The sequence below is a fragment of the Sodalis sp. RH24 genome, from assembly GCF_047324145.1.
GTDB lineage: Bacteria > Pseudomonadota > Gammaproteobacteria > Enterobacterales > Enterobacteriaceae > Acerihabitans.
Window position 1 is genome coordinate 69459 of the sequence record NZ_CP178729.1, and the last position, 25708, is coordinate 95166.

A 25708-nucleotide genomic window follows, 5' to 3' on the forward strand; every position below is an offset into this window, starting at 1 on the left:
TTAGCGGCTCATCATCGCCAGCGCCACGTCGCGATAGATCTCGCTGGCGGCAATAAATTCATCGATGGGCACGAACTCATCGGGTTTGTGCGCGTCGGCAAGGGATCCCGGGCCGATAACGATGCCCTTGGTGCCGAGACTGCGAAAATGCACCAGATCGCAGCCGCCCTGGAAGCCGAACGGCCCCGGCTCCGCATTGCCGTGGGCGCGACAAGCATCCAGGCCCGCCAGTACGATGGGATCGCCGGAGTCGGTTTCCGTCGCGCCGCCGGTGGTCGGTTTAAAGGTGACGATGTCGCTGCGCACGCCGAACTTTTCCCGCGCCAGCGTAAGCAGATCGCGGATCTCTTGTTTAACCTGCTCTTCGTCTTCCCCCGGCACCATGCGCCGGTCCAGCAGCAGCTCGCAGCTGTCCGGCAGCACGTTATCCGCATGGCCGCCGTTGATGCGCGTCACCGTCAGGCTGGCGGATCCCACCAGCGGGTGGCAATGGCAGCGCACGCTGTGTTCGTGGGCATGTTCCACCAGACCCAGCAGCTGCGCCGCGCGGAAGATGGCGTTTTCGCCCAGCTCCGGCGTGCCGGAGTGCGCGGTAACGCCGTGCACCCGCACCAGCGGACGCAGGCTGCCTTTATGGGCGGAATAAGTGCTGTTAGAGGTCGGTTCGCCAATCACCGCGTAGTCGATTTTCGCCGGCGCCTCGCGCACGTAGAATTTGGCGCCTTCGCTGGCCACCTCCTCGTCGGCGACGAAAATCCCCATCAGGGTGCCGCGCCAGCCGTCGCGATGCGCCGCCAGCATGCGCATCGCCTCAAGCATCGCCACCAGCGGCCCTTTGGCGTCGCAGGAGCCGCGGCCATACAATTTGCCGTCGCGCTCGGTAAGCGTAAAGGGATCCTGGCTCCAGCCGTCGCCCGCCGGCACCACATCGATATGGGTGTTAAAGGCGAAGCAGGGACCGGCGCCATTTTCCAGGCGCGCAATGACATTGGTGCGGCCAGGGAGGTATTCGCTAAGCGTCAGGTCAAAACCGGCATCGGCCAGCAGCCGGCTGATATGTTCCGCCGCTTCGCGCTCGCGCCCCGGCGGGTTTTCGGTATTGATTGCGACCAGCGCGGCAAGATCGCGTTTCATCCTGCCGATATCGGGCGATGAAAGACTCATCGACATCTCCTGAGGTGAATAAACGCCCTGACGAGGGCATGCATGATTGGCACTAACTATCAGTGCAATATCTGGTCGAGGAAGCGCTGCGCCCGCTCGCTCACATCGCCGCCGAAAAACTTCTCGCTCGGGGCGTTTTCAATGATTTCGCCGTTTTCCATAAAAACGATATGGTTGGCGGCGCGCCGGGCAAACCCCATCTCGTGGGTGACCACGATACTGGTCATGCCCTCGGCGCTCAGATCGGCCATGACGTCGAGCACCTCGCGGATCATTTCCGGATCCAGCGCCGAGGTCGGCTCGTCGAACAGCATCAGCTTGGGTTTCATCGCCAGGGCGCGGGCAATGGCCACCCGCTGCTGCTGGCCGCCGGACAGCTCGTCGGGAAACGCGTCGGCCTTGTCCGGTATGCGCACCTTGCCCAGCAGTTCCAGCGCCTGGGCCTGGGCCTCGGCGCGGCTGACGCCGCGCACCGTCATCGGCGCGAGCATAATGTTTTCCGCGGCGGTGAGATGGGAAAACAGCTCATAGCTTTGAAACACCATGCCGATGTCCTGGCGCAGCCGGTGCGGCTTGATATCGGCATGGGTAATATCCTGGTTGCGGAAAAAAATGGCGCCGCCTTCGATGGGTTCCAGCAGATTGACGCAGCGCAGCAGGGTGGATTTGCCCGAGCCGGAGGGGCCTATCAGCACCACAGTGTCGCCCTCGGCCACGTTGAGCGAACAGTTTTTCAGCACATGCTGCGCGCCGAAATGTTTATCGACGCCGATGATCTCCAGAACCGGTTTTGTGCTTTTCATCATTTTTCCCTCAGTGTGTCGTGCCGGTGCTGCCGCGCAACAGGCGTTCGGTGAATGACAACGCCGGCTTCCTGCGTTTTTTCGGGTCGAGGTAACGCTCCAGCCAGGCCTGGCCCAGCATAAAGAGGGTGGTCAGCACCAGATAATAGATACCGGCGGCGCACAGGGCCTCGAAATAGCGGAAGCTGGCGCTGGCGGTCTGGTTGGCGATAAGAAGCAGTTCCTGCACCGCAATCACCGAGACCAGGGCGCTGGACTTGAGCATGCTGATCATCTGGTTGCCCATCGGCGGCAACACAATCCGCGCCGCCTGCGGCAGCACGATCTTGCGCATGATCTGCCCGCCGGTCATGCCCAGCGCCATGCCCGCGGTGCGCTGTCCGCTGCGTACCGCCTGCAATCCGGAGCGCAGGATTTCGGCCATATACGCGCCCTCGTTCAGCGACAGCGCCAGGATCGCGCAGGTAAACGCCGAGAACCGCACGCCGAAACCGGGCAGGACGTTATAGACAAAAATGATTTGGAACAGCACCGGCGTGCCGCGAAACAGCCAGAGATAAAAGAAGGCCAGCCCCGTGCAGATACGTAACCGGGACTCCTGTAACAGGGCCAGCACCAATCCCATGATGATGCCGAAAAACAACGAGCACACCGTCAACAGCAGGGTCATTAACGCGCCCTGGAAGAACGCCGGGGAGAGCAGGTACTGCCAAACAAGATCAAGGGACATGGACTTTCCTTAAACGCCGGGACCGGTCGGAAAACGTGGTGATGATCAAAAAATAGCCACCGACGCGGGGAACTGCCATTTCGCGATCAATTTCTGGTAGGTGCCGTCGGCAACAAGTTCTTTCAGGCCGGTTTCAATCAGGGTTTTCATCTGCGCGTCGCCTTTGCGCAGCGCAATGCCGATATGGGTATCGGCCTCGAATTCATCGCCGGTGGTTTCGAAGGTATCGCCTTTTTCGCTCAGCAGCGCCACGGCGCCCGGGGTGGAAAGAAATTCAGCATCGGCCCGCTTTTGCGCCACCGCCACCGCCGAGTCGGTGGCCGCCGGGAAGGTCATGACGTTAATGGCCGCCTTGCCGCCGTCCTGGCACGCTTTGCTGCTCACGCGCGCCTGGCTTTCCTCAATGCCGCCGAGGGTCACGGCGATGCTCTTGCCGCACAGCGACAGGTCGCGGCCGGTAATCTTCTCCGGATTACCCTTGGCGACCACCACCCGGCTGCCGATTTTCAGGTAAGGCACAAATTCCACCTGCTCGGAACGCACCGGGTTGATATACATTGCCGAGTTGATGATATCCAGACGCTTACCCTGCAATGCCGGGATCAATCCCTTGAACTCCATGGACATCGGCTGCGGTTTCAGCGCCAGCTTGGCCGACAGGGCGTTGATCAGGTCGATATCAAAGCCGGTCAGCTTGCCGTCCTTCATGTATTCAAACGGCATAAAGGTGGCGGCGGTGCCATAGGTCAGCTCGCCCTTACTGACCAGCTCAGGCGCCGCCTGGCTCATCAGGGGGGCGCCCAGACATAACGCGGCCAGGGTAACGACGGCATAGCGACGCAAAAACAAGTTTTTAGACATGTCAGGCTCCGGGGGTGATGAGCGTAATTGCTCTTTGTGTATCATTAAATACAATTGAAAGGGGTTGTCAAGGCTCTTTTTTGGTGCACATTCTGCACTATATAAGGGCTTGCACGCTATTTGAAGGTGTTATTGTTTAATGGGTTATTGTATAATAGTATGCAACAAATACTTTTTGGATGCGGCACTCCATGACTCAAACGGCGACGGCCAGCGGACGGCGACTGGCAAATCAAATCCTGGATCTGATACGCGAGGCGAAATTCGAGCCGGGGCATCACCTGCGCGAACAGCAACTGGCGGATATGGCGGGCGTCTCCCGCACCCCGGTGCGCGCGGCCATGAAACTGCTGTGCGAACTGGGCATCATCGAAACGCGGCGCAACCAGGGATTTTTCCTGGTTAAGCCCTATGATGAAATCCAGCGCATCAGCATTGATGTACCCGCCAGCAGCGATCAAGACCTGTATGAACAGCTGGTCCGGGACCGTATCGCCGGCAAACTGCCGGAATCCCTGACCCAAACCGAGATCTCGCAGCGCTATGACGTCGATCGCAATGTCCTGGCGCGCACGCTGCTGCGCTTGTCCGAGGACGGACTGATTGCGCGCAATAAAGGCCACGGCTGGTCGTTCCTGCCGACGCTCAATACCGACGTGGCGTTCAGCAACGGTTACCGGTTCCGGCTGATGATTGAGCCGGGCGCGCTGCTGTCCCCCGGCTTCCAGGCGGATAAAAACACGCTCAGGCGCCTGCGCCAGCAGCATATGTTCCTGATTTCACACCCGGATATCTTAAGCGTCGACGGGCGGCAGATTTTCGACACCGACGCCAGCTTCCATGAAACGCTGGCGGAATTAAGCGGCAATATTTTTATCCTGCAGGCCATCGTACAGCAGAACCGTCTGCGTCGTCTGCTGGAATTTGGCAGCTATACCAATAAGCAGCGGGTGCGCGAATGGTGCGGCGAACATGTGGCGATCATCGACGCCGTCCTGGAAGGACACATGGCCGAAGCCGCGGAAATCATGCGCCGTCATCTGCAATCCGCCTACGAAAACGGACGCACTAAGGTCAGTAAAAGCAGCAAGCCGGATTAAGGCGGCCCGCCAACACCGGGCTCAAAGCAGACGTGTTCAAGGGAGAGCGTGCCAATGGGGTCGAATCGGGCGTGGTGTCCCCGCCAAACCGAGCCCCATGGCACGGTAGGCCCGCCAACACCGGGTTCAAAGCAGACGTGTTCAAGGGAGACCGTGCCAATGGGGTCGAATCGGGCGTGGTGTTCCCGCCCGACCGAGCACCCCATGGCACGGTAGGCCCGCCAACACAGGACTCAAAGCAGACCTGTTCAAGGGAGACCGTGCCAATGGGGTCAAATCGGGCGTGGTGTTCCCGCCCGACCGAGCGCTTCATGGCACGCCAACATTGCGCTAACACCAGGCGGAATACACCGCTGTTAAATCATTATTTCAATCAAACAGGAGTCGGTAATGGATTTTGGCATTCAGGGGCGCGTAGCGCTGGTCAGCGGCGCGGGCGGCGGCCTCGGGCGCGCCATCGCGCTGGCATTGGCGGCGGAAGGCGCCAAGGTGGCGGTCTGCGGACGCACGCAAAACACGCTTGATGAAACCGTGGCGCTGATTAACGCGCAGGGCGGCAGCGCCCGCGCCTGGACACTGGATCTCACCCGCCAGGACGCCTTTGACGCCATCCTGGCCGATATCCGCGCCGCCCTCGGGCCGGTAGCCATCCTGGTCAATAACTCCGGCGGCCCACAGCCCAGCGGGGCCGCGGGCGTGGCGCCGGAACTCTGGAACGCCCAGTTTTCCGCCATGGTCGGATCGCTCATCCTGCTGACCGACAAAGTGTTGCCGGACATGCGCGCGGCGGGCTGGGGCCGCATTATCACCAGCACCTCGTCCGGCATCGTGGCGCCCATTGCCAATCTCGGCATCTCCAACACCCTACGCCTCGCGCTGGCCGGCTGGTCGAAAACCCTCGCCGCTGAAGTGGCCCGCGACGGCATCACGGTAAACGTCATGGTGCCGGGCCGCATCGCCACCCGACGGGTAGGGCAGCTGGACGCCGCCCGCGCCGCACGGGAAGACCTCAGCGTCGAACAGATAGCGGCTAAAAGCGCGGCGACGATCCCGGCCGGTCGCTACGGCAAACCCGAAGAATACGGCGCGGTGGCGGCATTCCTCGCCAGCCGCCAGGCCTCTTATATGACCGGCGGCGTAATCCGCGTCGACGGCGGCATGATCCCCGCCCTCTAAGCCACGCTTCCCGCCGGCCCGCACCTGGCCGGCGGTCTCCTCCGTCCGCGATCTACGCCCCGCCGGCGCGCCTCAAAATGGTGCAGTCCCCCCTCACCGCCGCGCAATTTTTTTATATGCGCCTACTCACAAATTAAGAAGATAACGAAAAGGCGCTATTGCGCCGGTGGATTCTTTAACTATATGTTAATTTTTCTTACAATAATTGTTATGGGACATAACGCATGTCGACGAAATTCAGTATTCCTATGGTCGGTATGGCTGTTTTACTGGGCGCAGCCGCCCCGGCACTGGCGCTGCCGGCGGGCTACCCGGCCGGCTACCAGCAAGTGGTGGACGGCGCGAAAAAGGAAGGCAAGGTTGTTATCTATTCCACAACCGATACCCAGGCCGCGGGGCCCCTGATCCAGGGATTCGAGGCGGCGTATCCCGGAATAAAAGTGGAATATAACGATATGAACAGCACCGAACTGTATAACCGGTATATCAGCGAGCAGGCGGCGGGCGGCAACAGCGGCGACGTTATCTGGAGCTCGTCCATGGATACCGCGCTCAAACTGGCTACCGACTATGCGCTGCAATACGCCTCGCCGGAAGTGAAAAACCTGCCCAAATGGTCGGTATGGAAGGAAAAGGCCTATGGCACCACCTTCGAGCCGCTGGTATTTATCTACAACAAACGGCTGATTGCGGCCAATGAAGTTCCCGCGTCCCATGCCGCGCTGGCCAAATTAATCCAAAGCCAGCCGGACCGATTCAAAAACAAGGTCACCACCTACGACATCGAAAAATCCGCCCTCGGATTCATGCTGTCGGTACAGGATATGAAGGCCGACCCGCATTACTTCGACACCCTGGCCCAGACGGCCAAAGGAGGACTGTCGGTACAGTCGTCCACCGGCACCATGCTGGAACGGGTCTCCTCCGGGGAAAACCTGATCGGCTATAACATCCTCGGATCCTATGCCGACGCCCGCATCAAGACCGACCCCTCCATGGGCGTTTCTTATCCCAACGACTATATCCTGGTGCTCTCGCGGGTCATGTTCATCAGCAGCGAGGCGCAAAATAAAAATGCCGCCAAACTCTGGCTGGATTATGTCCTGTCGCCGCAAGGGCAGGACGTACTGGCCAATAAGGCCGATATCACCTCGCTGCGCAATGATATCGCCGGCGACAACGATCTTGACGGCATGACCAAAAAATTGGGCGGCGCGCTCAAGCCGATCCCGGTAGATGAAACCCTGCTGGAATACCTGGAACAAAATAAACGGCTGGAGTTCATCAAACAATTCCGCGCCGCGGTGAACAAATAACCGGCCGTCAGGGATCATTATGAAGACATTGCGCACTACCTGGCGGCGTTTGCCGAGAGGCGTGGTCGTGCTGTTAACCGCGCTGGTTATCTATGTACCGCTGTCATTTATCATTATCCAAAGCTTCTTGTCCGCCCCGTTCTTTTCACCCTCAAAGGTGTTCAGCCTGGGGGCGTTCCGCTTTATCTTCACCGATCCCGACTTCTATAAAGCCCTGCGCAACGGCTTTATCCTGGCCTTCGGCCTGGTGGCCATCGCCATCCCGCTCGGCGGCATCCTGGCGTTCCTGATGATCAGGACCGACCTGCCGGGCCGCCGGTTTATCGAGCCGCTGATCCTGGTGCCGGTGTTTGTCTCGCCGATGGTGCTGGCGTTCGGATACGTGGTGGCGGCGGGGCCGGTAGGCTTTTTCTCGCTCTGGGCGCAAAGCCTGGTGGGCTTTATTCCGTGGGATATCTACGCCATGAGCAGCATCGTGGTCATTGCCGGTCTGACCCACGTGCCGCACGCCTATCTGTACATTTCCTCGGCGCTCAGGAGCGTGGGATCGGATGTGGAGGAGGCGGCGCGCACGGTGGGCGCCACCCCGCTGCAGGTGATGCTCTCGGTCAGCCTGCCGATGGTGCGCCCGGCGATCCTCTACGCCTGCGTGCTGCTGTTTTTCCTCGGGCTGGAAGTGTTCGGCCTGATGCTGGTGCTCGGCGATCCCGAAGGCAACCTGGTGCTGGCCACCTATCTGTTCCAACTGACCAATAAGCTCGGCACGCCGTCCTATCATCTGATGGCGGCGGTGGCGGTAGTGCTGATTTGCCTCACCGTGCCCCTGGTCATGCTGCAGCGGCGGCTGATGCGCACCGCGAACCGCTTTGTCACCGTCAAAGGCAAAGCCGCGCAGGCCAGGCTGCTGCCGTTGGGTAAATGGCGCTGGGTGGCGGGCGTGGTGGTGGTGGCGTGGCTGACGGTCACCATCGGCGTACCGCTGGCGGGCGTCATGCTGCGCGCGTTTATCACCAACTGGGGGGTGGGGGTGGATATTTGGGCGCAGCTGTCGCTCAAGACATTCCGCCTCATCCTCGGGCAGACCAATCTGATGCGCGCCATTGTCAATTCCATCAGCATCGGCGTGATTGGCGGCGCCATCGCGGTAATGTGTTATCTGTTTATCGGCCTGGCGCTGCATCGCAAACCGGACGGCGTCACCCGTTTTATGGATTACAGCGTGCTGGTGCCCAGGGCGGTGCCCGGCCTGCTCGCGGGGCTGGCGTTTTTATGGGTGTTCCTGTTTATTCCCATGTGGCTGGATCGCTCCCTGAAAGACGGATTATTATCGGCGCTGCCGTTTGCCGACGGGCTGCGCGAGCATTTTATCGTCTGGCTGCGATCCTTGCGCAACACCATTTTCAGCGTATGGCTGGCATACACGGTGGTTTGGATGGCGTACGGGCTGCGGCTGATCTCCTCGACGCTGCTACAGGTGGGGCCGGAGCTGGAAGAAGCCGCGCGCAGCACCGGCGCGAGCCAGGGCCAGGTCACCCGCCATGTCACCATTCCGTTATCCCGCTACGGCCTGATCGGCTCCTGGCTGCTGATGTTCCTGATCTTCGAGCGTGAATATTCCACCGGCGTATACCTGCTCTCCCCCGGCACTGAAACCATCGGTTCGATGCTGGTGTCGTTGTGGGCGGCGGGGGCCATCGACATCGTGGCGGCGCTGTCGTTTATCAATATTTTGATTGTCGTGCTCGGACTGGGCGTCGCCTTACGTTTTGGAGTGAAAATGTATGATTGAGCTGTCGGTGGAGAACCTGCACCTGAAGTACGGCGATAATTCGGTTTTGCGCGGGGTATCGATGCAGCTGGCGCAGGGGGAGGTGGTGTCGCTGCTGGGGCCTTCAGGCAGCGGCAAGACCACCCTGCTGCGGGCGGTGGCCGGGCTGGAAAAACCCACCGAGGGCCGCATCGCCATCGGCGATACCCTACTGTACGACGGCGCCGCCGGCGTCGAGCTGCCGGCGGAGGAACGCAACCTGGGGCTGGTATTCCAGTCCTACGCGCTCTGGCCGCACAAAACGGTATTTGACAACGTCGCTTACCCCCTTAAACTGCGTAAGGTGCCGTCCGCGGAGCTGACCCGGCGCGTGCAGGCGGTACTCGATCAGCTGGGCCTGGGGCATCTGGGCCAACGCCACCCCCACCAGCTCTCGGGCGGACAGCAACAGCGGGTGGCCATCGGCCGGGCGCTGGTCTATAACCCGCCCATTATCCTGCTCGACGAACCGCTCTCCAACCTGGACGCCAAACTGCGCGAGGAGGCGCGGGTGTTCCTGCGCGAGCTGATTATCCGGCTCGGCCTGTCGGCGCTGATGGTCACCCATGACCAGCACGAGGCGATGGCCATTTCAGACCGGATTTTATTGCTCAATAACGGCAGGATAGAGCAGCAGGGCACCCCGCAGGAAATGTACGGCGCGCCGGCGACCCTGTTTACCGCCGAGTTTATGGGCAGCAACAACCGCCTGAACGGCCGCGTGATGGAACTGCGCGAGGGGCGGGCGCGCATCGACGGCCAGGACTGGTCGCTGTGGGGCGGCGCCGGCGCGGGGCTGGCGGTCGGGCAGGAGGCGGCGGCCGTTATCCGGGTGGAACAGGTGCGCTTTGCCGACGGGGCCGCCGATGCCGGGGATAATACGCTTTCACTGCCGCTGCTGACCCGCATGTACCTTGGCAACCGCTGGGAATACCTGTTCCGCACCGCCGCCGAGGGCATACCGGTGCGCGCCTATGGGGATACCGCCGCGCGCGACGGGCTGTGCCGGCTGTCATTGCCCGCCGGACAGGTCTGGATCTTTCCTTTATAGACGTTGAACGCCGGCCGACCCCGGGCCGGATTAAAAAGTGACACCCTGTCACGTCAATATCGCCCGCCAGCGTTCCCGCTGGCCTTTCTCGTTACCACCCTCCGCAGGCCTTTGACCCGGCGCTTACCCCGCCGGCGACAAAATGATTGTTTGTGATTATATAAAATCATAATTGATTAAATGTGAGCATGATCAAGGTAATCATGGCGCATATAACCTATAAAATAGCCAAGACAGGCAAGAGTAATGCGGTCAAAATGACAAAATATAATCAATATAACGACATCAGAACAGGGCGTCGGAGGCGAGGCGGGAATAATGAATATCAATAGCACCGTTATCAGCGGTTACCAGGCGCTTAGCGACATCGGCTACCTCATTAAGGATAAGCGGCGCGTGCTGCTGGTGACGGATAAAAATATCGCCGCCGTACCCGCGGTGCGCGCGGTGATGGCACAGGCGCGCAGCCCGGACCGCCGGGTGGATATTATCGACAGCGTGCCGCCGGAGCCGAGTCAGCATGACGTCGCGCGTATCCTGGCGTCGCTGGAGGTGCGGGACGTCGATATGGTTATCGGCATCGGCGGCGGCAGCGTGCTGGATGTGGCGAAACTGTTGTCGGTGCTGTGCGTGCCCGGCGCGCCGACGCTTGACGCGCTGCTGGCCGGCGAAAAACCGCGCGCCCGCGTCGCCTCGATGCTGATCCCCACCACCGCCGGCACCGGCTCGGAAGCCACGCCCAACGCCATACTGGCCATTCCGGAACAAGAGACCAAAGTCGGCATCATTTCGCCGATCATGCTGCCCGATATCGTGGCGCTGGCGCCGGAACTCACCACCAGCATGCCCGCGCATATCGCCGCCTCCACCGGCATCGATGCGTTATGCCACTTAATCGAATGTTTTACCGCCACCGTCGCCAACCCGGTCAGCGATAACTATGCCCTGATCGGCCTGAAAAAACTGTTCGCCAGCCTGGAAACCGCGGTGGCCGAGCCCGCCAACCTGGGAGCGCGTCTGGATATGCTGTGGGCATCCTATTACGGCGGCGCGGCGATTGCCCACGCCGGCACCCATTTGGTCCACGCCATGTCCTACCCGTTGGGCGGCAAGTACCATATTCCGCACGGCGTGGCCAACGCTATCCTGCTCGCTCCCTGCATGCGCTTCGTACGGCCGGCGGCGGTAAAGAAATTCGCCCGGGCCTACGATCTGCTGCCCACGGCCGATACGTCGCTTGACGAGGAAGAGAAATCACACGCGCTGGTGGACTATTTCGCCGCGCTGGTAAAACGTCTGCGGCTTCCCGCCAGCCTGGATGAGCTGGGGATCGCCGCCGATAATCTCTCTTATCTGGTGACGGCGGCGCTGGATGTACAGCGGCTGATGAAAAATGTCCCCGCGCCCGTGAGCGCGGCGGATGTCCGCGGCATCTACCTGGCGTTATTTCCGCAAAAGAATTATTGATTAATCAAGAGGATATTATGAGCCATACTATTCAAGGCGTACTGACCGCCATCGTCACCACCTTCGACCCTCAGGGCGAATACCATCCCAAGGCGATGCGCGCGCAGATCCGGCGCCAGCTGGACGCCGGCAACGGGATTTTCTGCGGCGGCACCAACGGCGAGTTCTTCGTGCTTAACGAGCGTGAAAAGCTGGCGGTTACCGAAACCTGCGTCGATGAAACGGCGGGCCAGGCGGCGGTGGTGGCCCATATCGGTGAAATATCCACGCGCGATACCATTCGCCTTGGCCGGCAGGTGGCCAAACTGGGGGTCGACGCGGTTTCGGTGATCACGCCGTATTTTGTGCCGCTGAAACAGGATGAATTAATGTCTCACTACCGGGCGGTGGCGGACGCCCTCGAGGTGCCGGTATTCCTCTACAATATTCCGGCGCGCACCGGCAATACGTTACAGCCGGATACCGTGCGCGCCCTGGCGCAGCACCCCAATATTATCGGTATCAAGGACAGCGCGGGCAGCTACGAAAGCCTGAGCGGTTTCCTGGCAGTCGCCGCGGACATCGACGGTTTTAACGTGCTGAACGGCCCTGACTCCCTGATTCACCAAGGTTTTGTCGACGGCTGCACCGCCTGCATTTCCGGGCTGGCCAACGTCGCGCCCCGTGAAATCAACGCCATCTGGTCATTGTTCCATACCGGCGATATCGCGGGTTCGCGCCGGGCGCAGGAAAACGTGACAGGGTTGCGCACCGATCTTTACAGCGTGGCCTTTTCTCCGGCGGCGGTGAAAAAAGCGGTGGCGTTGATGGGCCATGACGTGGGCGAAAGCCGTTATGCCGTCCGGTTCAGCGCGGAACAAGAGCAGAAGATTCGCCAGATCGTGAATCAATATCTGCAGTGATGGCGGCGCGGCACCCGGGTGCCGCCTTGTGACCTACCAGGACGCTACGATGAAAGTGATCTGCACCTCGCCCTCGTTTGCCAAATACGATGCTTCCCCCATCGACCGGCTGCAAGCACAGGGTTTTGAACTGATAATGTTACCCGCGGACGCGCCCCTTGCCGCCCTTGAGCCGCATCTGGCGGACACGGTGGCGATGATCGTCGCCTTTACCGAGGTCAACGCCGCGTTGCTCGACGCGGCGCCCGGCCTGAAGATCGTCTGCAAACATGGCGTCGGCGTCGATAATATCGATCTGGACGCCACGCGCGCGCGCGGCATTTACGTCACCAACGTACCCGACGCCAATAAGCATGCCGTCGCCGACTTTGCCTTTTCCCTGATGCTGAGCGGCGCGCGCCAGGTGACGCAGGCGGTGGCCGGCACGCGCGCGGGCGATTGGCCGCGTATTTTTGCCACCGACGTCTACGGCAAGACCTTAGGCATTGTCGGCCTGGGCAATATCGGCAAGCAGGTGGCCCTGCGGGCGCGGGGATTCGCTATGCGCGTGCTGGCGTTTGATTTTTACCCGGACGAACGTTTTGCCGCCGAACACGGCGTCGAATTCGTCACGCTGGACAGGCTGACCGCCGAAAGCGATTTTATTACCCTGCATACGCCGCTGACCGATGAGACGCGCAATTTATTCGACGCGGCGCGCATCAAGCGCATGAAGTCCTCGGCGTTCCTGATCAACGTGGCGCGCGGCGGCGTGGTTAACGAACAGGACTTGTATGCGGCGCTCAGCGACGGGGTCATCGCCGGCGCGGCCGCCGATGTGTTTACCCAGGAGCCGCTCGCCGCCCATCCGCTGTTTACGCTGGCTAATTTCCTGCCGACATCCCATATCGCCGGCTATACCGACGGCGCCATCAGCGCCATCGGCGAACGCTGCGTACAGCAGATTATCCAGTGCGTCTGCCAGCATGAGCGGCCGGTGAATATCATGAACGCGCTATAACGGCGTCGAAAAATAACGGGCGCGGCCGCCGCCTGGTATGCAATGCCGGATAATACGTTATCCGGCGACTTAAACCTCTCCTCTACAGGCTCGTTGACGATGAATACAATAGCTGCTAAATCGCGCATTCGCTGGTGGGTCGCCGGACTGATGTGGCTGGCCATTGCCATTAACTATATTGATCGCACCGTACTCTCCGCCGCCGCACCGCACCTGATCAAAGAACTCAGCCTGAACGCGGAAATGATGGGCTTTATCATGGCCGCGTTTTTCTGGTCCTATTCGCTGCTGCAAATTCCGGCCGGCTGGTTTGCCGACCGTTTCGGCCAGAAAAAGGGGCTCGGCCTGGCGGTGGCCTGGTGGTCCATCGCCACCTCGGTCATGGGGCTGGCCACCGGGTTTAAATCCCTGCTGGCGCTGCGCCTGGCATTGGGCGTCGGCGAGGCCGCGGCGTATCCCAGCAACGCCGGCATTACCGCGCGCTGGTTCCCCGATAAGGAACGCGCCACCGTCTCCGGCCTGTTCGACAGCGCCTCGAAGTTCGGCGGCGCCGTGGCCATGCCGCTTATCGTATGGATGATTTATATGGTGGACTGGCGGCTGACGTTTATGATCATCGGCGGCATCGGCATACTGTGGGTGATCGCCTGGTATTTCATCTATACCGAAAACCCGGCGGATCATAAACGCATCAGCGCGCAGGAAGTCAGCTATATCCTGGACGGACAGGTGCAGAAACACGGCGACAAATCCGTGCTGCCGATGCGGTGGTACAAGCTGCTGCGCTATCGCAATATCTGGGCCATGTGCCTGGGCTTTTTCACCATAAACTATACCTCCTATTTCTTTATCACCTGGCTGCCGACCTATCTGGTGCAGGAAAAGGGCATGGATTTTATCAAGATGGGCATGGTAGCCGCGCTGCCGCTGATCTGCGGCATGGTGATTGAAGTGGTCGCCGGCTGGGCCTCGGATCGCGTGGTGGAGAGCGGGCGCCTGTCATTGACCGCCACGCGCAAGCTGTTCCTGACAGTCGGCCTGCTGATGGCGCTGTGTATCGGTTTCGCCCCGTTTACGGATTCCATTTTCATGACCGTGCTGCTGCTGTGCGTGGCGAAATCCGGCACCACCGTCGCGGCTTCGCAGGTCTGGGCGCTGCCCGGCGATGTGGCACCGAAAAACAGCGTCTCCATCGTCGCCGGCCTGCAAAATACCGTCTCCAACCTCGGGGGCGCCATCGGTCCCATCGTGACCGGCGCCATTGTGGCGGCCACCGGCTCGTTTACCTTTGCGCTGGTGTTCTCCGCCGGGCTGGTGGTGCTCGGCATTATCAACTACCTGTTCCTGATGGGGAAGGTGGAGCCCATCGTCGAAGACGCCCCGGCGGGCAAACGGCCGGTGTCCCTGCGCAGCCGTGCCTAGCCTGCCGTACATCATCGCCCGGCCGCCGCCGGCGCGATGATGTGTGTTCGGATACCTGCCGTTAACCCTCATGTTATGGAGGCTTTATGTCGCTTGATTCCAATAACAGCGCGGCTGTGCCCGAGACCGTCGTTAACGCGAGGGCTATGGGAAAAATGCGCTTTCTTATTCTCACCGTACTGTCCGTCGGCATCGCGATCAATTATATCGATCGCGCCGCCATGAGCGTGGCGATGCCGTTTATGTCGGAGGAATTGCATTTATCCAGCACCGACAGCGGCCTGCTGTTGTCCGCCTTTTTCTGGAGCTATGTGTTATTTCAACTGCCCGGCGGCTGGCTGGTGGATAAGTGGGGACCGCGGGTAACCTTCGCCATCAGCAGCCTGGGCTGGGGCCTGGCTACCGCCGCCTGCGGCCTGGCGCACGGCATCGGCGCCCTGGTGGGGTTCCGTTTTGTGCTCGGCGCCGTCGAGGCCCCCAGCTATCCCGCCAGCGCGGCGACCGTCACCCGCTGGTTTCCGCGCCAGGAGCGCAGTTTTGCCGCCGCCACCTTTAATAACGGCAGCAAAATCGGCGGCACCCTGGCTATCCCGTTGATCTCGTTCCTGATAGCCGGGGTGGGCTGGCGCATGACCTTTGTCATTTCCGGCCTGGTGGCCGTCATCTGGGCGGCAGGCTGGTACCTGTGGTATCGCGACCCCCGCCAGCACGGCACGGTGTCGCGGGAGGAGGTGGCGTTTATCGAGGCCAACCAGGAGCAGGCCACCGGCGCGCCGATGAGCGTGCGCCAGCTCATGGCGCAGCGTACCGTGCAGGCCATGATGGCCGGCTTTTTCTGTATCAACTTTGTTTCCTATTTCTTTTTTACCTGGTTTCCCACCTATCTGGTGGAAACCTTCCATCTTTCGCTGATGAAGTTCGGCCTGCTGGGCATGTTGCCCGGTATCGCCGCCATTGTCGGCGGCTGGTGCGGGGGGCTGCTGTCGGACAGCCTGGTAAGGCGCGGCGTTTCGCTGTCGGTGGCGCGTAAAATTCCGCTGGTGGGCGGTATGCTGGGCAGCTCGGTGATTGGCCTGGCCGCTTTTTCACCTACCGTCACCCTGGCGCTGTCCGCGCTCTGCTTCGCCAACTTTGCCGCGACCTTCGCCTCGGCGGCGCTATGGGCGCTGCCCTCGGACGTGGCCCCCAACCGCGCCAATGTCGCCACCATCGGCGGCATCCAGAATATGGCGGCCAATCTCGCCGGCATTATTTCACCGATACTGATAGGCGTGCTGATGCAGTTTACCCATTCTTTTGTGATTCCCCTGGTGCTGGCGGGGATCGTGGGGCTGTTCGGCGCGTTGATTTATGCCGTGTGGCTGCCCAGGGTCGAGCCGATGCGCTTAACCCCGCAGGCGTAAGGAGAGGACGATGAGCGAACAAACGCGCTGGACCCGGCGTCCGGAATACGCCACCTGGGGCGATTTTGGCCCCGACGATCAGTTGGGCCGGCTTAATTTGCTGACGCCTGAGAAAGTGCGCGAGGGCGTGGCCGAGGTAAAAACCGGCCGCACCTTTTGCCTGAGCCTGCCGCTGGATCTGCCCGGCGGCACGGCGATGAATCCCAGGCGGCCGCCGCCCAGGCTTGACGCCACGCGGCGCGGCGAGCATCCCAACATGACCTATCCACTGTCGCGCGATGACGCCCGCCTGACCGATATCATCTGCGACGACAGCGTGACGCTGGCGCTGCAATATTCCACGCAGTGGGACAGCCTGGCGCATATGGGCCAATGGTTCGACGTGCGCGGCGACGGCACGCCCGAAATGGTGTTCTATAACGGCTACCGCGCCGGTGTGGATATCATCGGCGAGCGTGATTTCCGGCCCGGCTGCGGCTGCGGCCAGGGCGGCCACCAGGGCGCAAAGCGGCTGGGTATTGAAAATATGGCGCGGCATGGCGTCCAGGGCCGGGCGGTGATGATCGACATCAAAAAGCATTTCGGCATCCGGCGCTTTGCCTTTGGCTATGCGCAGCTGCAACAGATCCTGGCGGCGGACAATATCGTCATCCGGCCCGGGGATATGGTGTGTTTCCGTACCGGTATGGATGAGGCTATATTTGCCATGGGCGGCGCCCCGGACGCGGATTATCTCGCACATCATTTTGCCGGCCTGGACGGCGGCGATCCGGCGCTGCGCCAATGGGTTGCAGAATGCGGCGTGGTAGCGTTAATCGCCGACAATCCGGCCGTGGAAATATTGCCGGCGCGCCCGTTGCACCAGGATTTTTATCCCTCGCATCCCCTGCACGATCTGTGCCTGTTCCGGCTGGGCGTTTACCTGGGCGAGCTGTGGCATTTAAGCGAACTCGCCGATTGGCTTTGCGCCCATCAACGCCACGCGTTCTTGCTGACCGCGCCGCCATTGCGGCTGCCGGGCGCGGTAGGCTCGCCCGTCACGCCGGTTGCCACGGTGTAGGCCGTGATAAAAAGAGATCCCCGTACCGACGTCCCGGCGCCGCGGCCGGGAGGTCAGCGAAAAGGGGCCCGGACGTCACAGCGGCACCAGATAGGCGGGTATTTGCACCTTGGGCAGCCCGAAAGCGCTGCTGAACCGCTGCAGCCAGCGTTCATCCGCACGCTGGAGATGGCGGCACAGGGTATCCGCCGCCCCCTGATGGTCATGGGCCAGCAGCAGATCGTAGATGTGCAGGTGCTCGTGCAGGGCATCCTCGATTAACGATAGCGGGATTTGCAGCACCGGATCAAATAAATAGCGGGTGGGAACAAATAAAATCCGTGTGCGCGCCAGCGTCTGCAGGATTTCTTTATTGGGGCAATACGACAATAAAATGTCGTGCAAATCGTTTTCGACCACATCCATGTTAAACCCGTCGCGCGGAAAGCCGCCCAGCGATTGTTTTACCCGGTTGCGCGCCTGCTCCATATGAAGCCTTGGCGCCCGGGGCGCGGCCTGCAGCAGGGCCGGCGGCTCGAGCAGCCAGCGGATTTCGTAGAGATGATGCGTTCGTTCCGGCGTCACCTGGGGCGCAATCCAGCGGCCGGGCGCGTCTTTGCTGACCAGCCCGACGCTGTGCATCCGGGCCAGCACATCCCTTACCACCGTGCGGCTAACGTTAAAATGTTCCGCCACGCGTTCTTCGATAATACGCACGGACGTGAAAATAATACTGGCGCACAGCGCCTGTTCCAGCTGGCCGTACATGCTTTCCCAGCGCGCTACGGCCGGGATTTTGATCATATCCAGATTGGCATGGTGCGCCACGCCGTCCGTCGCGCGCGCGCCGGCCACTTCATAACCGCGTCCCTCGACTTCCTGGATAAGCTGTTGCTCGCAGAGTCTTTTCAGCGCATGGCGCGCCGGGGAACGGCTGATGCCGAACGCCTTGGCCACATGCACCTCCAGCAGTCTTTCGCCCGGAGAGAGCCGGCCGTCGTCGATCATGGATTTCAACAGCTGATAGGCGCGATGCTGAATAGAGTGTTTATCCGTAGATTCCGACATAGCTTAATCATTTCAATGAGTACCTGTTTATCAGCATATCACAATCAAATCGCCGCCATCGGCTAGCGGCATCGTTTTTCATTATGCCGTCCCAACGCATCAAACTCCTTACGTGAGCGCTCTCACATCCAGGGCATAAAAAGTGACGGATTTATCATTTCGTTTACTTTTTTTTGACATGTTGATGCATTTCGCCTTAAATAAATGTGTTTTGTATGCAAAGTACATATTAATGCCTGCGCCGTCGCCAGCCGGTGATGGCCGGGCAAGGGGAAGACGGATGAAGATATTTCGGTGGGGAGACGCCGGGCGGGAACGGCCCGGCATGATTGACCGTCAGGGAGAGCGGCGCGATCTGGGCGGCGTAATCGACGACTGGCGCGGGGCCGCGCTTTCCTCCGGCCAGCTGCGGCGGCTGCACGGCCTGGATGCGCGCACATTGCCGCGGGTTCCGGCGCAGGCGCGTTTGGGGCCCTGTATCGCCGGGGTGGGTAAAATCATTTGCGTCGGACTGAATTATCGCGACCACGCCCGGGAGGCCGGGATGGCGTTGCCCACCGAGCCTATCCTGTTTTTAAAAGCGGCCAGCGCCATCACCGGTCCTTTTGACGCGATCGAAATTCCTCCCGGGGCGGCCAAGGTCGACTGGGAAGTGGAGCTGGGGATTGTTATCGGCCAGGACGGACGTTACCTGGAGCCGGGGCGGGTGATGGAACACGTGGCGGGCTACTGCCTGTTCAACGATGTGTCGGAGCGCGCCTATCAGCTGGAGCGCGGCGGCCAGTGGGATAAAGGCAAATGCGCCGATACTTTTGCGCCCCTCGGGCCGTATCTGGTGACGCCGGATGAGATTACCGACGTGCAGGATCTCCCGCTGTGGCTGGAGGTGGACGGCGTGCGCCGCCAAGACGGCTCCACCCGCGATATGATTTTCGGCGTGGCGGAACTGCTGGCCTATGTCAGCCGGTTTATGAGCCTGCAGGCGGGGGATATTATCGCCACCGGCACCCCGGCGGGCGTGGGCATGGGATTACGGCCGCCGGTCTATCTGGCGCCCGGCCAGCGGGTAAGGGCGGGCATCGGCGGGCTGGGCGAGCAGGATAATCCCGTCGTCGCGGCCGGGGCGGGCTTATGAAGCCGGTCATCACCTGCGTGGACGATCTCCGCCGCCTGGCACGGCGGCGCGTGCCGGGATTATTTTACGATTATGTCGACAGCGGATCCTGGACCGAGTCCACCTACCGCGCCAATAGCCTCGATCTGGCGCGGCTGCATTTCCGCCAGCAGGTCGGGCGCAATGTCGCCGATATCAGTACCCGCGCCACTATTTTGGGTCAGCCGGCTGCGCTGCCGCTGGCGCTGGCGCCCGCCGGCCTGACCGGCATGATCTGGCCGGATGGCGAAATTCTGGCCGCCCGCGCGGCGGCGGCGGCCGGCGTGCCCTACACCCTGTCCACCGTCAGCATCTGCAGCATCGAGGATCTGGCCGCCCGGCTCGCGCAGCCGTTCTGGCTACAGCTGTATATGATGAAGGATCGGGGGTTTATCGCCGATCTGATCGCCCGCGCCCGCGCGGCAAGCTGTTCCGCCCTGGTGCTGACGCTGGATTTGCCGATCCAGGGGCAGCGCCATAAGGATATCCGCAACGGCCTGTCGGTGCCGCCGGCGCTGACCGCGTCCGGCATCCTGTCCATGCTGTCGCGCCCGCGCTGGTGCGCCGCCATGCTCAGAACGCCGCGCCGGACGTTCGGCAATATCGTCGGCCATGCGCGGGGAGTCACCGATACCCTGGGTTTTGCCGAGTGGGTCAGCCGTCAGTTCGACCGTACCGTTACCTGGGACGATATCGACTGGGTGAAGCAGCGCTGGGGCGGCAGGCTGATTGTTAAAGGCATCATGGACGCCGGCGACGCCCGCCGGGCGTTCGGCGCCGGCGCCGACGCCATTGTCGTTTCCAACCACGGCGGCAGGCAACTGGACGGCGCGCCGTCCAGCATCAGCGCGCTGCGGGCGATTGCCGACAGCGTCGGGGATGCCGGCGAAATCATCATGGACGGCGGCATCCGCAGCGGCCAGGACATGCTGCGCGCCCTGGCATTGGGGGCGGACAGCGTGATGATCGGACGCGCTTTTCTGTACGGTCTCGGCGCCTTGGGCGAGCAGGGCGTGGCCCTGTGCCTTGACATACTGCGCAAGGAGCTGGAAGCGACCATGGCGCTGTGCGGCGTCACCGCCCTCGAGCAGCTTGGTCCGGACGCCATTGTCGATTATCCCTGGCCTGCCGTCGCCTCGGCGCCGGCGCCGCGTACCCCCGCGCTTCGGTCCATCGCCGAGGCGCCCTGAACATCAACCCTGGATCCTGGAAAGGAGTGTTATATGTTTGGCGATTACAAAATGCATCCCGACAGCGGCGTCAATCCTCCCTACGCGCCGGCCTACCCCGTGGAATGGGAATGTCCGCTGCGCACGCTGGAAGTGGTGACCCGGGTCGAACGGCGCAAGGTAGAGGCGTTGCTGCGCGATACCCCTTTCGAACTGGTCAACGACCGGGTGGCGTTCCGTTTTATGCTTTCGCCCGGCCATACCCTGGCACTACACAGCGGGGAAATGTTTGATTTGATGGTCACGGTGCCGGTGCGTTACCAGTCGTTGTTTACCCAAACCCATATCTTCATGTATTGCAGCGACCCGATGGGCATCTGCGCCGGCCGCGAGCTGTTCGGCTACACCAAAAAGGATACCCACTACGCCTTCCGTGAAACCGACGACGGCCGAATCAGCGGCTGGGTGCGGCGGCGCAACGTGCCGCTGGCGGATTTCCATTTTACTCCCGACGCCGCGGCGCCGCTGGTGCTGCTCACCGACGAGGCGGAACAGCCGGCGGGCGAAATTCATGTGCGCCGCCTGCCCGATCCGGAAAAACCGGCCACCGCCTATGCCGATGTGGTCTATCGCCGCACGCCGCTGCGCTATTCGGCGCCGGTACGCGGCCATATCGACTGGACATTGCACGCCAGCCCGTTTGATCCCATCGCGGCGCTGGAGCCTGAGGTGCTGAGCGCGCATTTCATGACCTCGGATGTGTATGGCGGCGGGTTCGCCGTGGAAGATCGCCGCCTGCTGGCGCGTCTTTATCCCTGATCGCGGAGAGCACCATGATGACAGATCCGGTGGCGATTATTACCGGCGCGGGCGGCGGCATCGGCCGCGCGGTGGCGTTAACCCTGGCGCGGCAGGGATGGCGCCTGGTGCTGGCGGAACAGGAGGCGCAGGCGCTTGAGGCGTGCCGGCGCGCGTGCGCGTCGCTCGGCGCCGAAACGACGGCTGTGGCCGGCGATATCGGCAGCGAGCGCGATGTGGCGGCGCTGGCCGGCGCCGCCGCCCGTCTCTACGGCGGATGCCAGGGGTTTGTCAGCTGCGCGGGCATGGCGGGCGCCGTGCGGGAGATAAGCGACTACCCCGGCGACATGTTTCGCCAGGTGCTGGCGGTAAATACCTGCGGCACCTTTTATTGCCTGAAGTACGCGTTGCCGCTGCTGCGCCGGCAGGGCGGCAGTTTCGTGGCCATCGCCTCCACGTCGGCGATACGCGGCCGTGCCAACATGGCCGGTTATGTCGCCAGTAAACACGCGGTGCTGGGCCTGGTCAGGAGCAGCGCGCTGGAATGCGTCGGCAGCCAAGTGCGGGTCAACGCCGTACTGCCCGGTCCCACGCAAACCGCCATGATCGAGGCCATCGATCGCATGGCGGCCGAACAGGCGCCGGGCGGCGGCATCAAACGGGCGACGACGGCGCCGTACGGCACCCCCGACGATGTGGCGCAGATGGTGTCGTTTTTACTGTCACCGGCGTCCAGTCATATCAACGGCGCGTCGCTGGTCGTAGACGGCGGCGGCACCGTGGCCTGATCCCATCCCCCTGGAGGAGATGCACCATGAGTTCAAAAATTATCACGGCGCAGTATGCGCCGCGGGTGACCGCGCAGCATAAACGGGCGCTGGTCGCCGCCTGCATCGGTAATTTCATCGAGTATTTTGACTTTGTGATTTACGGCTATTTCGCCTCGGTGATCGCCCGGCTGTTTTTCCCGGCGGAAAACCAGGCCGCCAGCCTGCTGCTCACCTTTGCGGTGTTTGCCATCAGCTACGCCTCCCGTCCCCTGGGCGGTATTATCTTCGGCCATCTGGGCGATCGCTACGGCCGCAAAATACCGCTGTCGATTGCGATTATGCTGATAGCCGGCTCCACCACGGTCATCGGTTTAATGCCGACCTACGACACCATCGGCCTGGCCGCGCCGGTGATCCTGACGCTGGCCCGCTTGATCCAGGGAATCTCGGTGGGCGGCGAATACGGCGGCGCCACGTCGTTTATTTCCGAATACGCGCCGCCGCACCGGCGGGGGTTATATACCGGCTGGCAAACCTTCACCATCGGCCTGGCGCTGCTGGCCGGCGGCGGGGTGGCGACGGCGCTGACCGCCCTGCTGTCCGCCGAAGACCTGCATGCCTGGGGCTGGCGCCTGCCGTTCCTGGCGGGGCTGCCCCTGGGGTTCGTCGGGCTTTATCTGCGCCTGAAGCTGGAGGAAACGCCGCATTTCGCCAAGGTGAAAAAATCCGCCGGGGTGGAAAAAGCCCCGCTGCTGACGGGATTACGCCAGGAATGGCGCGCCATCCTGATCGGCATGGGGCTGATCGCGGCGCCTTCCGCCTGTATTTATATCTATTATATTTATTCGCCCACCTATCTGTCGGTGGTGCTGGGGTTCTCCCTGGCGCAGGCGCAGCGCGCCAATCTGTACAGTCTGGCGTTCTATTGCTGCCTGCTGCCCGGGTTCGCCTGGCTGAGCGATATCATCGGCCGGCGCCCGCTGATGATCGCCAGTTCGCTGGCCATTGCGCTGGTCACTTATCCGGCGTTTCATCTGCTTAACGCCGGCAATTTTAACCAGACGGTGCTGGGGCTGTGCCTGATGAGCCTGGCGTTTGCCCCGCATTCGGCCACCGCGCTCTGCGCCATGGCGGAAATCATGCCTACCCGCATCCGCTATACCGGGCTGTCCGTCAGCCTGAATATTCCCGTCACTCTGCTGGGGGGTACCGCGCCTTTTATCGCCACCTGGCTGGTGAGCGCCACCGGGGATTTGCAGTCGCCCGCCTGGTTTGTCATCGCCGCCGCCGGCGCGTCGCTCATCGCCGCGCTGGCCTATGGCGAAACCCTGCGCAGCGGCCTGCGCCATCATTAGCCCTGGAGAAGAGGACGATAAAACCCAGCGGCAAAGCCGTACGGGTCAGCGGCGGCGGTCTTGGCCATGCCGTCGCCGCCATCGCGCGGGCGCTTGCGCCGTTCTCACTCACACCGGTATGGAAATGTGATGCAGAGTACGTTATAGATATCCGTCATCACCCACCCGCTCTCCCGGACAGGAAACCGACCCATGCCAACTCCCTATGACTACCTGCAACGACACGCTTGCGAACTCCTTGGCGATATCAAGCGCCTGGTACAGGCGCAGTCGCCGTCGTTAAATAAAACCGCGGTGGACCGGTGCGGCGCGGTGCTGCAAAGCATGGCGGTCGAGCGCCTGGGCGCGGACGCGCAGGTATACCGGCAGGAGACGCTGGGCGATCACCTGTCCTTTTCCGTCGGCGAGGGGCCCGGGCTGACCTGCATTCTCGGCCACTTCGATACCGTGTGGGAACTCGACGAACTGGAGATGGCTGAACGGGACGGCAAGCTTTTCGGTCCTGGCGTGCTGGATATGAAAGCGGGACTGGTCCAGGCGATCTGGGCGGTGCGCGCCTTGCAACAATGCGGGTTGCTGCACGGCCAACGGGTCGTCTTTATATGCCCGTCGGATGAGGAGCTGGGCAGCCCCAGCTCGCGTCAATGGATAGAGCGGCAGGCGGCCGGCGCCGATCGCGTGCTGGTGGCGGAACCAGCCGTTGCCCATACCCATGAGGCGAAAATCGCCCGCAAGGGCGTGGGCCGCTTTGATATCAGAATTACCGGACGCGCCGCCCATGCCGGCAATAATCCGGAGGAGGGCGTCAGCGCCATCCAGGAAATGGCGCATCAAATCCTGTATCTGCACAGCCTGAACGCGCCGCAGATGGGCACCACGGTTAACGTCGGGGCGGCGCAGGGCGGCGGCAAAATCAACGTGGTGGCCGACCAGGCCTACCTTGGCGTGGATTTGCGCGTCACGCATATGGCGGAGGCGGAACGCCTGCTGGCGGCGATTCACGGCATCTGCGCGACACTGCCGGGGATCAGCATCGAGATAACCGGCGGCATGTCCCGGCCGCCGATGGAACAAACGCCGCAAAACATGGCCTTGTTTAGCCAGGCGCAACGCGCCGCGCAACGGCTGGGCGTCGCGCTGGCGGGCAAGGCGGTGGGCGGCGGCAGCGACGGCAATTTCACCTCCGCGCTGGGCATCGCCACCCTTGACGGCCTGGGCGCCACCGGGGCCGGCATCCATGCCCGCCATGAACATATCATTATCGCCGATATCCCGCTGCGGGCCGCGCTGCTGGCCGAAATTATCCGCGGAGAAATCGACTGAGGCGCGGCCGGCATGGCGCCGGTAGCGCCTCAGGGGCTAGGGCTAGCGGCCGAGCAGCTCGACGAATTTTGCCAGCCATTGCGGGTGGGCGGGCCAGGCCGGCGCGGTGACCAGGTTATCGTCCACCCAGGCCTGATCGACGCCGATATCGGCATACTGGCCGCCCCCTAGGCGAATCTCGGGCGCGCAGGCCGGGTAGGCGCTGCAGGTGCGGCCCTTCAGCACGCCGGCCGCCGCCAGGATCTGCGGTCCGTGGCATACGGCGGCAATGGGTTTATCGGCGGCGTCAAATTCCTGCACCAAGGCGATCACCGCGGGATTGAGCCGCAGATATTCCGGCGCCCGGCCGCCCGGGATCACCAGGGCGTCATAGTCCTGCGCCCGCGCGGCGGCAAAATCGGCGTTAAGCACAAAGCGATGGCCCGGTTTCTCGCTATAGGTCTGCGCGCCGTCAAAATCATGGATCGCGGTCAGCACGTATTCGCCCTTGCCTTTATCGGGGCAGACGGCGTCCACGCGATGGCCCAGCATCTGCAATGCCTGGAACGGCACCATGGCTTCATAATCTTCGACGTAATCGCCGACCAGCAGCAAAATCTTTTTTGTGGTCATGATGAAAACTCCCTGGAGAGGTGGAGGAGAAAGGCACAAGATTCAGCCCATGTCAGCGCAGGGCCAGCCGGGCATTCACTGCCCTGATGACGCTATTTTAGCTTAAAAAGCGCCTGAATAATGGCATTTGGCTAACAAAACAGCCCCGGGACGGCCTGCGCCGCAGCGCCGGCGGGGGCTTATCGTAATGCGCGCGCTAAGAGAGGTTTCGTCATAACC

At 61.9% G+C, this 25708-nt stretch carries 23 protein-coding genes; 17 read left to right on the top strand and 6 right to left on the bottom strand.

Annotated elements, in window-relative coordinates:
- Genes ACL2XG_RS00300 through ACL2XG_RS00315 form a run of 4 tightly spaced genes read right to left on the bottom strand, consistent with a single transcriptional unit; the run spans position 1 to position 3558 of the window.
- Positions 1 to 1164, bottom strand: coding sequence for a M20 family metallopeptidase (locus ACL2XG_RS00300; RefSeq protein WP_410014442.1), 1164 nt, complete (start codon positions 1162 to 1164; stop codon positions 1 to 3).
- Between the two features lie 59 nt (positions 1165 to 1223).
- Complete coding sequence (locus ACL2XG_RS00305; RefSeq protein ID WP_410016780.1) at positions 1224 to 1967, bottom strand: amino acid ABC transporter ATP-binding protein; 744 nt, start codon at positions 1965 to 1967, stop codon at positions 1224 to 1226.
- A 10-nt stretch (positions 1968 to 1977) separates the two neighbouring features.
- Entirely contained in the window at positions 1978 to 2697 is a 720-nt protein-coding gene (locus ACL2XG_RS00310) for an amino acid ABC transporter permease (RefSeq protein ID WP_410014443.1), read from the bottom strand.
- 45 nt (positions 2698 to 2742) lie between these two features.
- Positions 2743 to 3558, bottom strand: a complete 816-nt coding sequence (locus tag ACL2XG_RS00315) for an ABC transporter substrate-binding protein (RefSeq protein WP_410014444.1) — start codon at positions 3556 to 3558, stop codon at positions 2743 to 2745.
- Positions 3559 to 3749: 191 nt separating this feature from the next.
- Here ACL2XG_RS00315 and ACL2XG_RS00320 point away from each other — a divergent pair, with 191 nt between their 5' ends.
- From ACL2XG_RS00320 to ACL2XG_RS00370, 11 genes are all read left to right on the top strand, one after another.
- Positions 3750 to 4658 (top strand): GntR family transcriptional regulator, encoded by a 909-nt coding sequence (locus tag ACL2XG_RS00320; RefSeq protein ID WP_410014445.1) that lies wholly within the window; start codon positions 3750 to 3752, stop codon positions 4656 to 4658.
- A 390-nt stretch (positions 4659 to 5048) separates the two neighbouring features.
- Positions 5049 to 5834 (top strand): SDR family oxidoreductase, encoded by a 786-nt coding sequence (locus ACL2XG_RS00325; RefSeq protein WP_410014446.1) that lies wholly within the window; start codon positions 5049 to 5051, stop codon positions 5832 to 5834.
- A 248-nt stretch (positions 5835 to 6082) separates the two neighbouring features.
- The gene (locus tag ACL2XG_RS00330; protein WP_410016781.1) at positions 6083 to 7150 is read left to right on the top strand and encodes an ABC transporter substrate-binding protein; all 1068 of its coding nucleotides are present in this window, start codon (positions 6083 to 6085) and stop codon (positions 7148 to 7150) included.
- Positions 7151 to 7169: 19 nt separating this feature from the next.
- Complete coding sequence (locus ACL2XG_RS00335; RefSeq protein ID WP_410014447.1) at positions 7170 to 8939, top strand: ABC transporter permease; 1770 nt, start codon at positions 7170 to 7172, stop codon at positions 8937 to 8939.
- Positions 8932 to 10008: an ABC transporter ATP-binding protein gene (locus ACL2XG_RS00340; protein WP_410014448.1), complete on the top strand. Its 1077-nt coding sequence runs from the start codon at positions 8932 to 8934 to the stop codon at positions 10006 to 10008. Before ACL2XG_RS00335 ends, ACL2XG_RS00340 begins: the two co-directional genes overlap by 8 nt.
- A gap of 318 nt (positions 10009 to 10326) precedes the next feature.
- On the top strand, positions 10327 to 11475 hold the full coding sequence (locus ACL2XG_RS00345) for an iron-containing alcohol dehydrogenase (protein ID WP_413723200.1): 1149 nt from the start codon (positions 10327 to 10329) through the stop codon (positions 11473 to 11475).
- A gap of 17 nt (positions 11476 to 11492) precedes the next feature.
- A complete protein-coding gene (locus ACL2XG_RS00350; protein ID WP_413723199.1) occupies positions 11493 to 12377 on the top strand; it encodes a dihydrodipicolinate synthase family protein in 885 nt (294 codons plus the stop codon).
- A gap of 49 nt (positions 12378 to 12426) precedes the next feature.
- Complete coding sequence (locus tag ACL2XG_RS00355) at positions 12427 to 13377, top strand: phosphoglycerate dehydrogenase (RefSeq protein WP_410014451.1); 951 nt, start codon at positions 12427 to 12429, stop codon at positions 13375 to 13377.
- 99 nt (positions 13378 to 13476) lie between these two features.
- Positions 13477 to 14799, top strand: a complete 1323-nt coding sequence (locus tag ACL2XG_RS00360) for an MFS transporter (protein ID WP_413723198.1) — start codon at positions 13477 to 13479, stop codon at positions 14797 to 14799.
- A gap of 86 nt (positions 14800 to 14885) precedes the next feature.
- Positions 14886 to 16202, top strand: a complete 1317-nt coding sequence (locus tag ACL2XG_RS00365) for an MFS transporter (protein WP_413723197.1) — start codon at positions 14886 to 14888, stop codon at positions 16200 to 16202.
- A 10-nt stretch (positions 16203 to 16212) separates the two neighbouring features.
- A complete protein-coding gene (locus ACL2XG_RS00370; protein WP_413723196.1) occupies positions 16213 to 17262 on the top strand; it encodes a cyclase family protein in 1050 nt (349 codons plus the stop codon).
- Positions 17263 to 17337: 75 nt separating this feature from the next.
- Here ACL2XG_RS00370 and ACL2XG_RS00375 read toward each other — a convergent pair whose 3' ends face one another.
- Positions 17338 to 18309 carry a GntR family transcriptional regulator gene (locus ACL2XG_RS00375; protein WP_410014455.1) on the bottom strand — a complete coding sequence of 324 codons (972 nt, stop codon included), beginning with the start codon at positions 18307 to 18309 and terminating at the stop codon, positions 17338 to 17340.
- A 280-nt stretch (positions 18310 to 18589) separates the two neighbouring features.
- Here ACL2XG_RS00375 and ACL2XG_RS00380 point away from each other — a divergent pair, with 280 nt between their 5' ends.
- The 6 genes from ACL2XG_RS00380 to ACL2XG_RS00405 all read left to right on the top strand — a co-directional run bounded on the left by ACL2XG_RS00380 (position 18590) and on the right by ACL2XG_RS00405 (position 24877).
- On the top strand, positions 18590 to 19444 hold the full coding sequence (locus tag ACL2XG_RS00380) for a fumarylacetoacetate hydrolase family protein (RefSeq protein ID WP_413723195.1): 855 nt from the start codon (positions 18590 to 18592) through the stop codon (positions 19442 to 19444).
- Positions 19441 to 20652: an alpha-hydroxy acid oxidase gene (locus tag ACL2XG_RS00385; protein WP_410014457.1), complete on the top strand. Its 1212-nt coding sequence runs from the start codon at positions 19441 to 19443 to the stop codon at positions 20650 to 20652. Before ACL2XG_RS00380 ends, ACL2XG_RS00385 begins: the two co-directional genes overlap by 4 nt.
- Before the next feature lie 33 nt (positions 20653 to 20685).
- A complete protein-coding gene (locus ACL2XG_RS00390) occupies positions 20686 to 21450 on the top strand; it encodes an acetoacetate decarboxylase family protein (RefSeq protein ID WP_410014458.1) in 765 nt (254 codons plus the stop codon).
- A 14-nt stretch (positions 21451 to 21464) separates the two neighbouring features.
- Positions 21465 to 22217, top strand: coding sequence for an SDR family NAD(P)-dependent oxidoreductase (locus ACL2XG_RS00395; protein ID WP_410014459.1), 753 nt, complete (start codon positions 21465 to 21467; stop codon positions 22215 to 22217).
- 26 nt (positions 22218 to 22243) lie between these two features.
- Positions 22244 to 23554: an MFS transporter gene (locus tag ACL2XG_RS00400; protein WP_410014460.1), complete on the top strand. Its 1311-nt coding sequence runs from the start codon at positions 22244 to 22246 to the stop codon at positions 23552 to 23554.
- A gap of 192 nt (positions 23555 to 23746) precedes the next feature.
- The gene (locus ACL2XG_RS00405; protein ID WP_410014461.1) at positions 23747 to 24877 is read left to right on the top strand and encodes a M20 family metallopeptidase; all 1131 of its coding nucleotides are present in this window, start codon (positions 23747 to 23749) and stop codon (positions 24875 to 24877) included.
- Between the two features lie 42 nt (positions 24878 to 24919).
- Here the strand turns inward: ACL2XG_RS00405 and ACL2XG_RS00410 are convergent, their stop codons facing one another.
- Positions 24920 to 25489 carry a DJ-1/PfpI family protein gene (locus tag ACL2XG_RS00410; protein ID WP_410014462.1) on the bottom strand — a complete coding sequence of 190 codons (570 nt, stop codon included), beginning with the start codon at positions 25487 to 25489 and terminating at the stop codon, positions 24920 to 24922.
- Positions 25490 to 25708 lie beyond the last annotated feature (219 nt).

Coding starts and splice junctions, on each gene's coding strand:
- ACL2XG_RS00300 (WP_410014442.1), bottom strand. CDS start 1,164: ATGAGTCTTTCATCGCCCGATATCGGCAGGATGAAACGCGATCTTGCC.
- ACL2XG_RS00305 (WP_410016780.1), bottom strand. CDS start 1,967: ATGAAAAGCACAAAACCGGTTCTGGAGATCATCGGCGTCGATAAACAT.
- ACL2XG_RS00310 (WP_410014443.1), bottom strand. CDS start 2,697: ATGTCCCTTGATCTTGTTTGGCAGTACCTGCTCTCCCCGGCGTTCTTC.
- ACL2XG_RS00315 (WP_410014444.1), bottom strand. CDS start 3,558: ATGTCTAAAAACTTGTTTTTGCGTCGCTATGCCGTCGTTACCCTGGCC.
- ACL2XG_RS00320 (WP_410014445.1), top strand. CDS start 3,750: ATGACTCAAACGGCGACGGCCAGCGGACGGCGACTGGCAAATCAAATC.
- ACL2XG_RS00325 (WP_410014446.1), top strand. CDS start 5,049: ATGGATTTTGGCATTCAGGGGCGCGTAGCGCTGGTCAGCGGCGCGGGC.
- ACL2XG_RS00330 (WP_410016781.1), top strand. CDS start 6,083: ATGGTCGGTATGGCTGTTTTACTGGGCGCAGCCGCCCCGGCACTGGCG.
- ACL2XG_RS00335 (WP_410014447.1), top strand. CDS start 7,170: ATGAAGACATTGCGCACTACCTGGCGGCGTTTGCCGAGAGGCGTGGTC.
- ACL2XG_RS00340 (WP_410014448.1), top strand. CDS start 8,932: ATGATTGAGCTGTCGGTGGAGAACCTGCACCTGAAGTACGGCGATAAT.
- ACL2XG_RS00345 (WP_413723200.1), top strand. CDS start 10,327: ATGAATATCAATAGCACCGTTATCAGCGGTTACCAGGCGCTTAGCGAC.
- ACL2XG_RS00350 (WP_413723199.1), top strand. CDS start 11,493: ATGAGCCATACTATTCAAGGCGTACTGACCGCCATCGTCACCACCTTC.
- ACL2XG_RS00355 (WP_410014451.1), top strand. CDS start 12,427: ATGAAAGTGATCTGCACCTCGCCCTCGTTTGCCAAATACGATGCTTCC.
- ACL2XG_RS00360 (WP_413723198.1), top strand. CDS start 13,477: ATGAATACAATAGCTGCTAAATCGCGCATTCGCTGGTGGGTCGCCGGA.
- ACL2XG_RS00365 (WP_413723197.1), top strand. CDS start 14,886: ATGTCGCTTGATTCCAATAACAGCGCGGCTGTGCCCGAGACCGTCGTT.
- ACL2XG_RS00370 (WP_413723196.1), top strand. CDS start 16,213: ATGAGCGAACAAACGCGCTGGACCCGGCGTCCGGAATACGCCACCTGG.
- ACL2XG_RS00375 (WP_410014455.1), bottom strand. CDS start 18,309: ATGTCGGAATCTACGGATAAACACTCTATTCAGCATCGCGCCTATCAG.
- ACL2XG_RS00380 (WP_413723195.1), top strand. CDS start 18,590: ATGAAGATATTTCGGTGGGGAGACGCCGGGCGGGAACGGCCCGGCATG.
- ACL2XG_RS00385 (WP_410014457.1), top strand. CDS start 19,441: ATGAAGCCGGTCATCACCTGCGTGGACGATCTCCGCCGCCTGGCACGG.
- ACL2XG_RS00390 (WP_410014458.1), top strand. CDS start 20,686: ATGTTTGGCGATTACAAAATGCATCCCGACAGCGGCGTCAATCCTCCC.
- ACL2XG_RS00395 (WP_410014459.1), top strand. CDS start 21,465: ATGATGACAGATCCGGTGGCGATTATTACCGGCGCGGGCGGCGGCATC.
- ACL2XG_RS00400 (WP_410014460.1), top strand. CDS start 22,244: ATGAGTTCAAAAATTATCACGGCGCAGTATGCGCCGCGGGTGACCGCG.
- ACL2XG_RS00405 (WP_410014461.1), top strand. CDS start 23,747: ATGCCAACTCCCTATGACTACCTGCAACGACACGCTTGCGAACTCCTT.
- ACL2XG_RS00410 (WP_410014462.1), bottom strand. CDS start 25,489: ATGACCACAAAAAAGATTTTGCTGCTGGTCGGCGATTACGTCGAAGAT.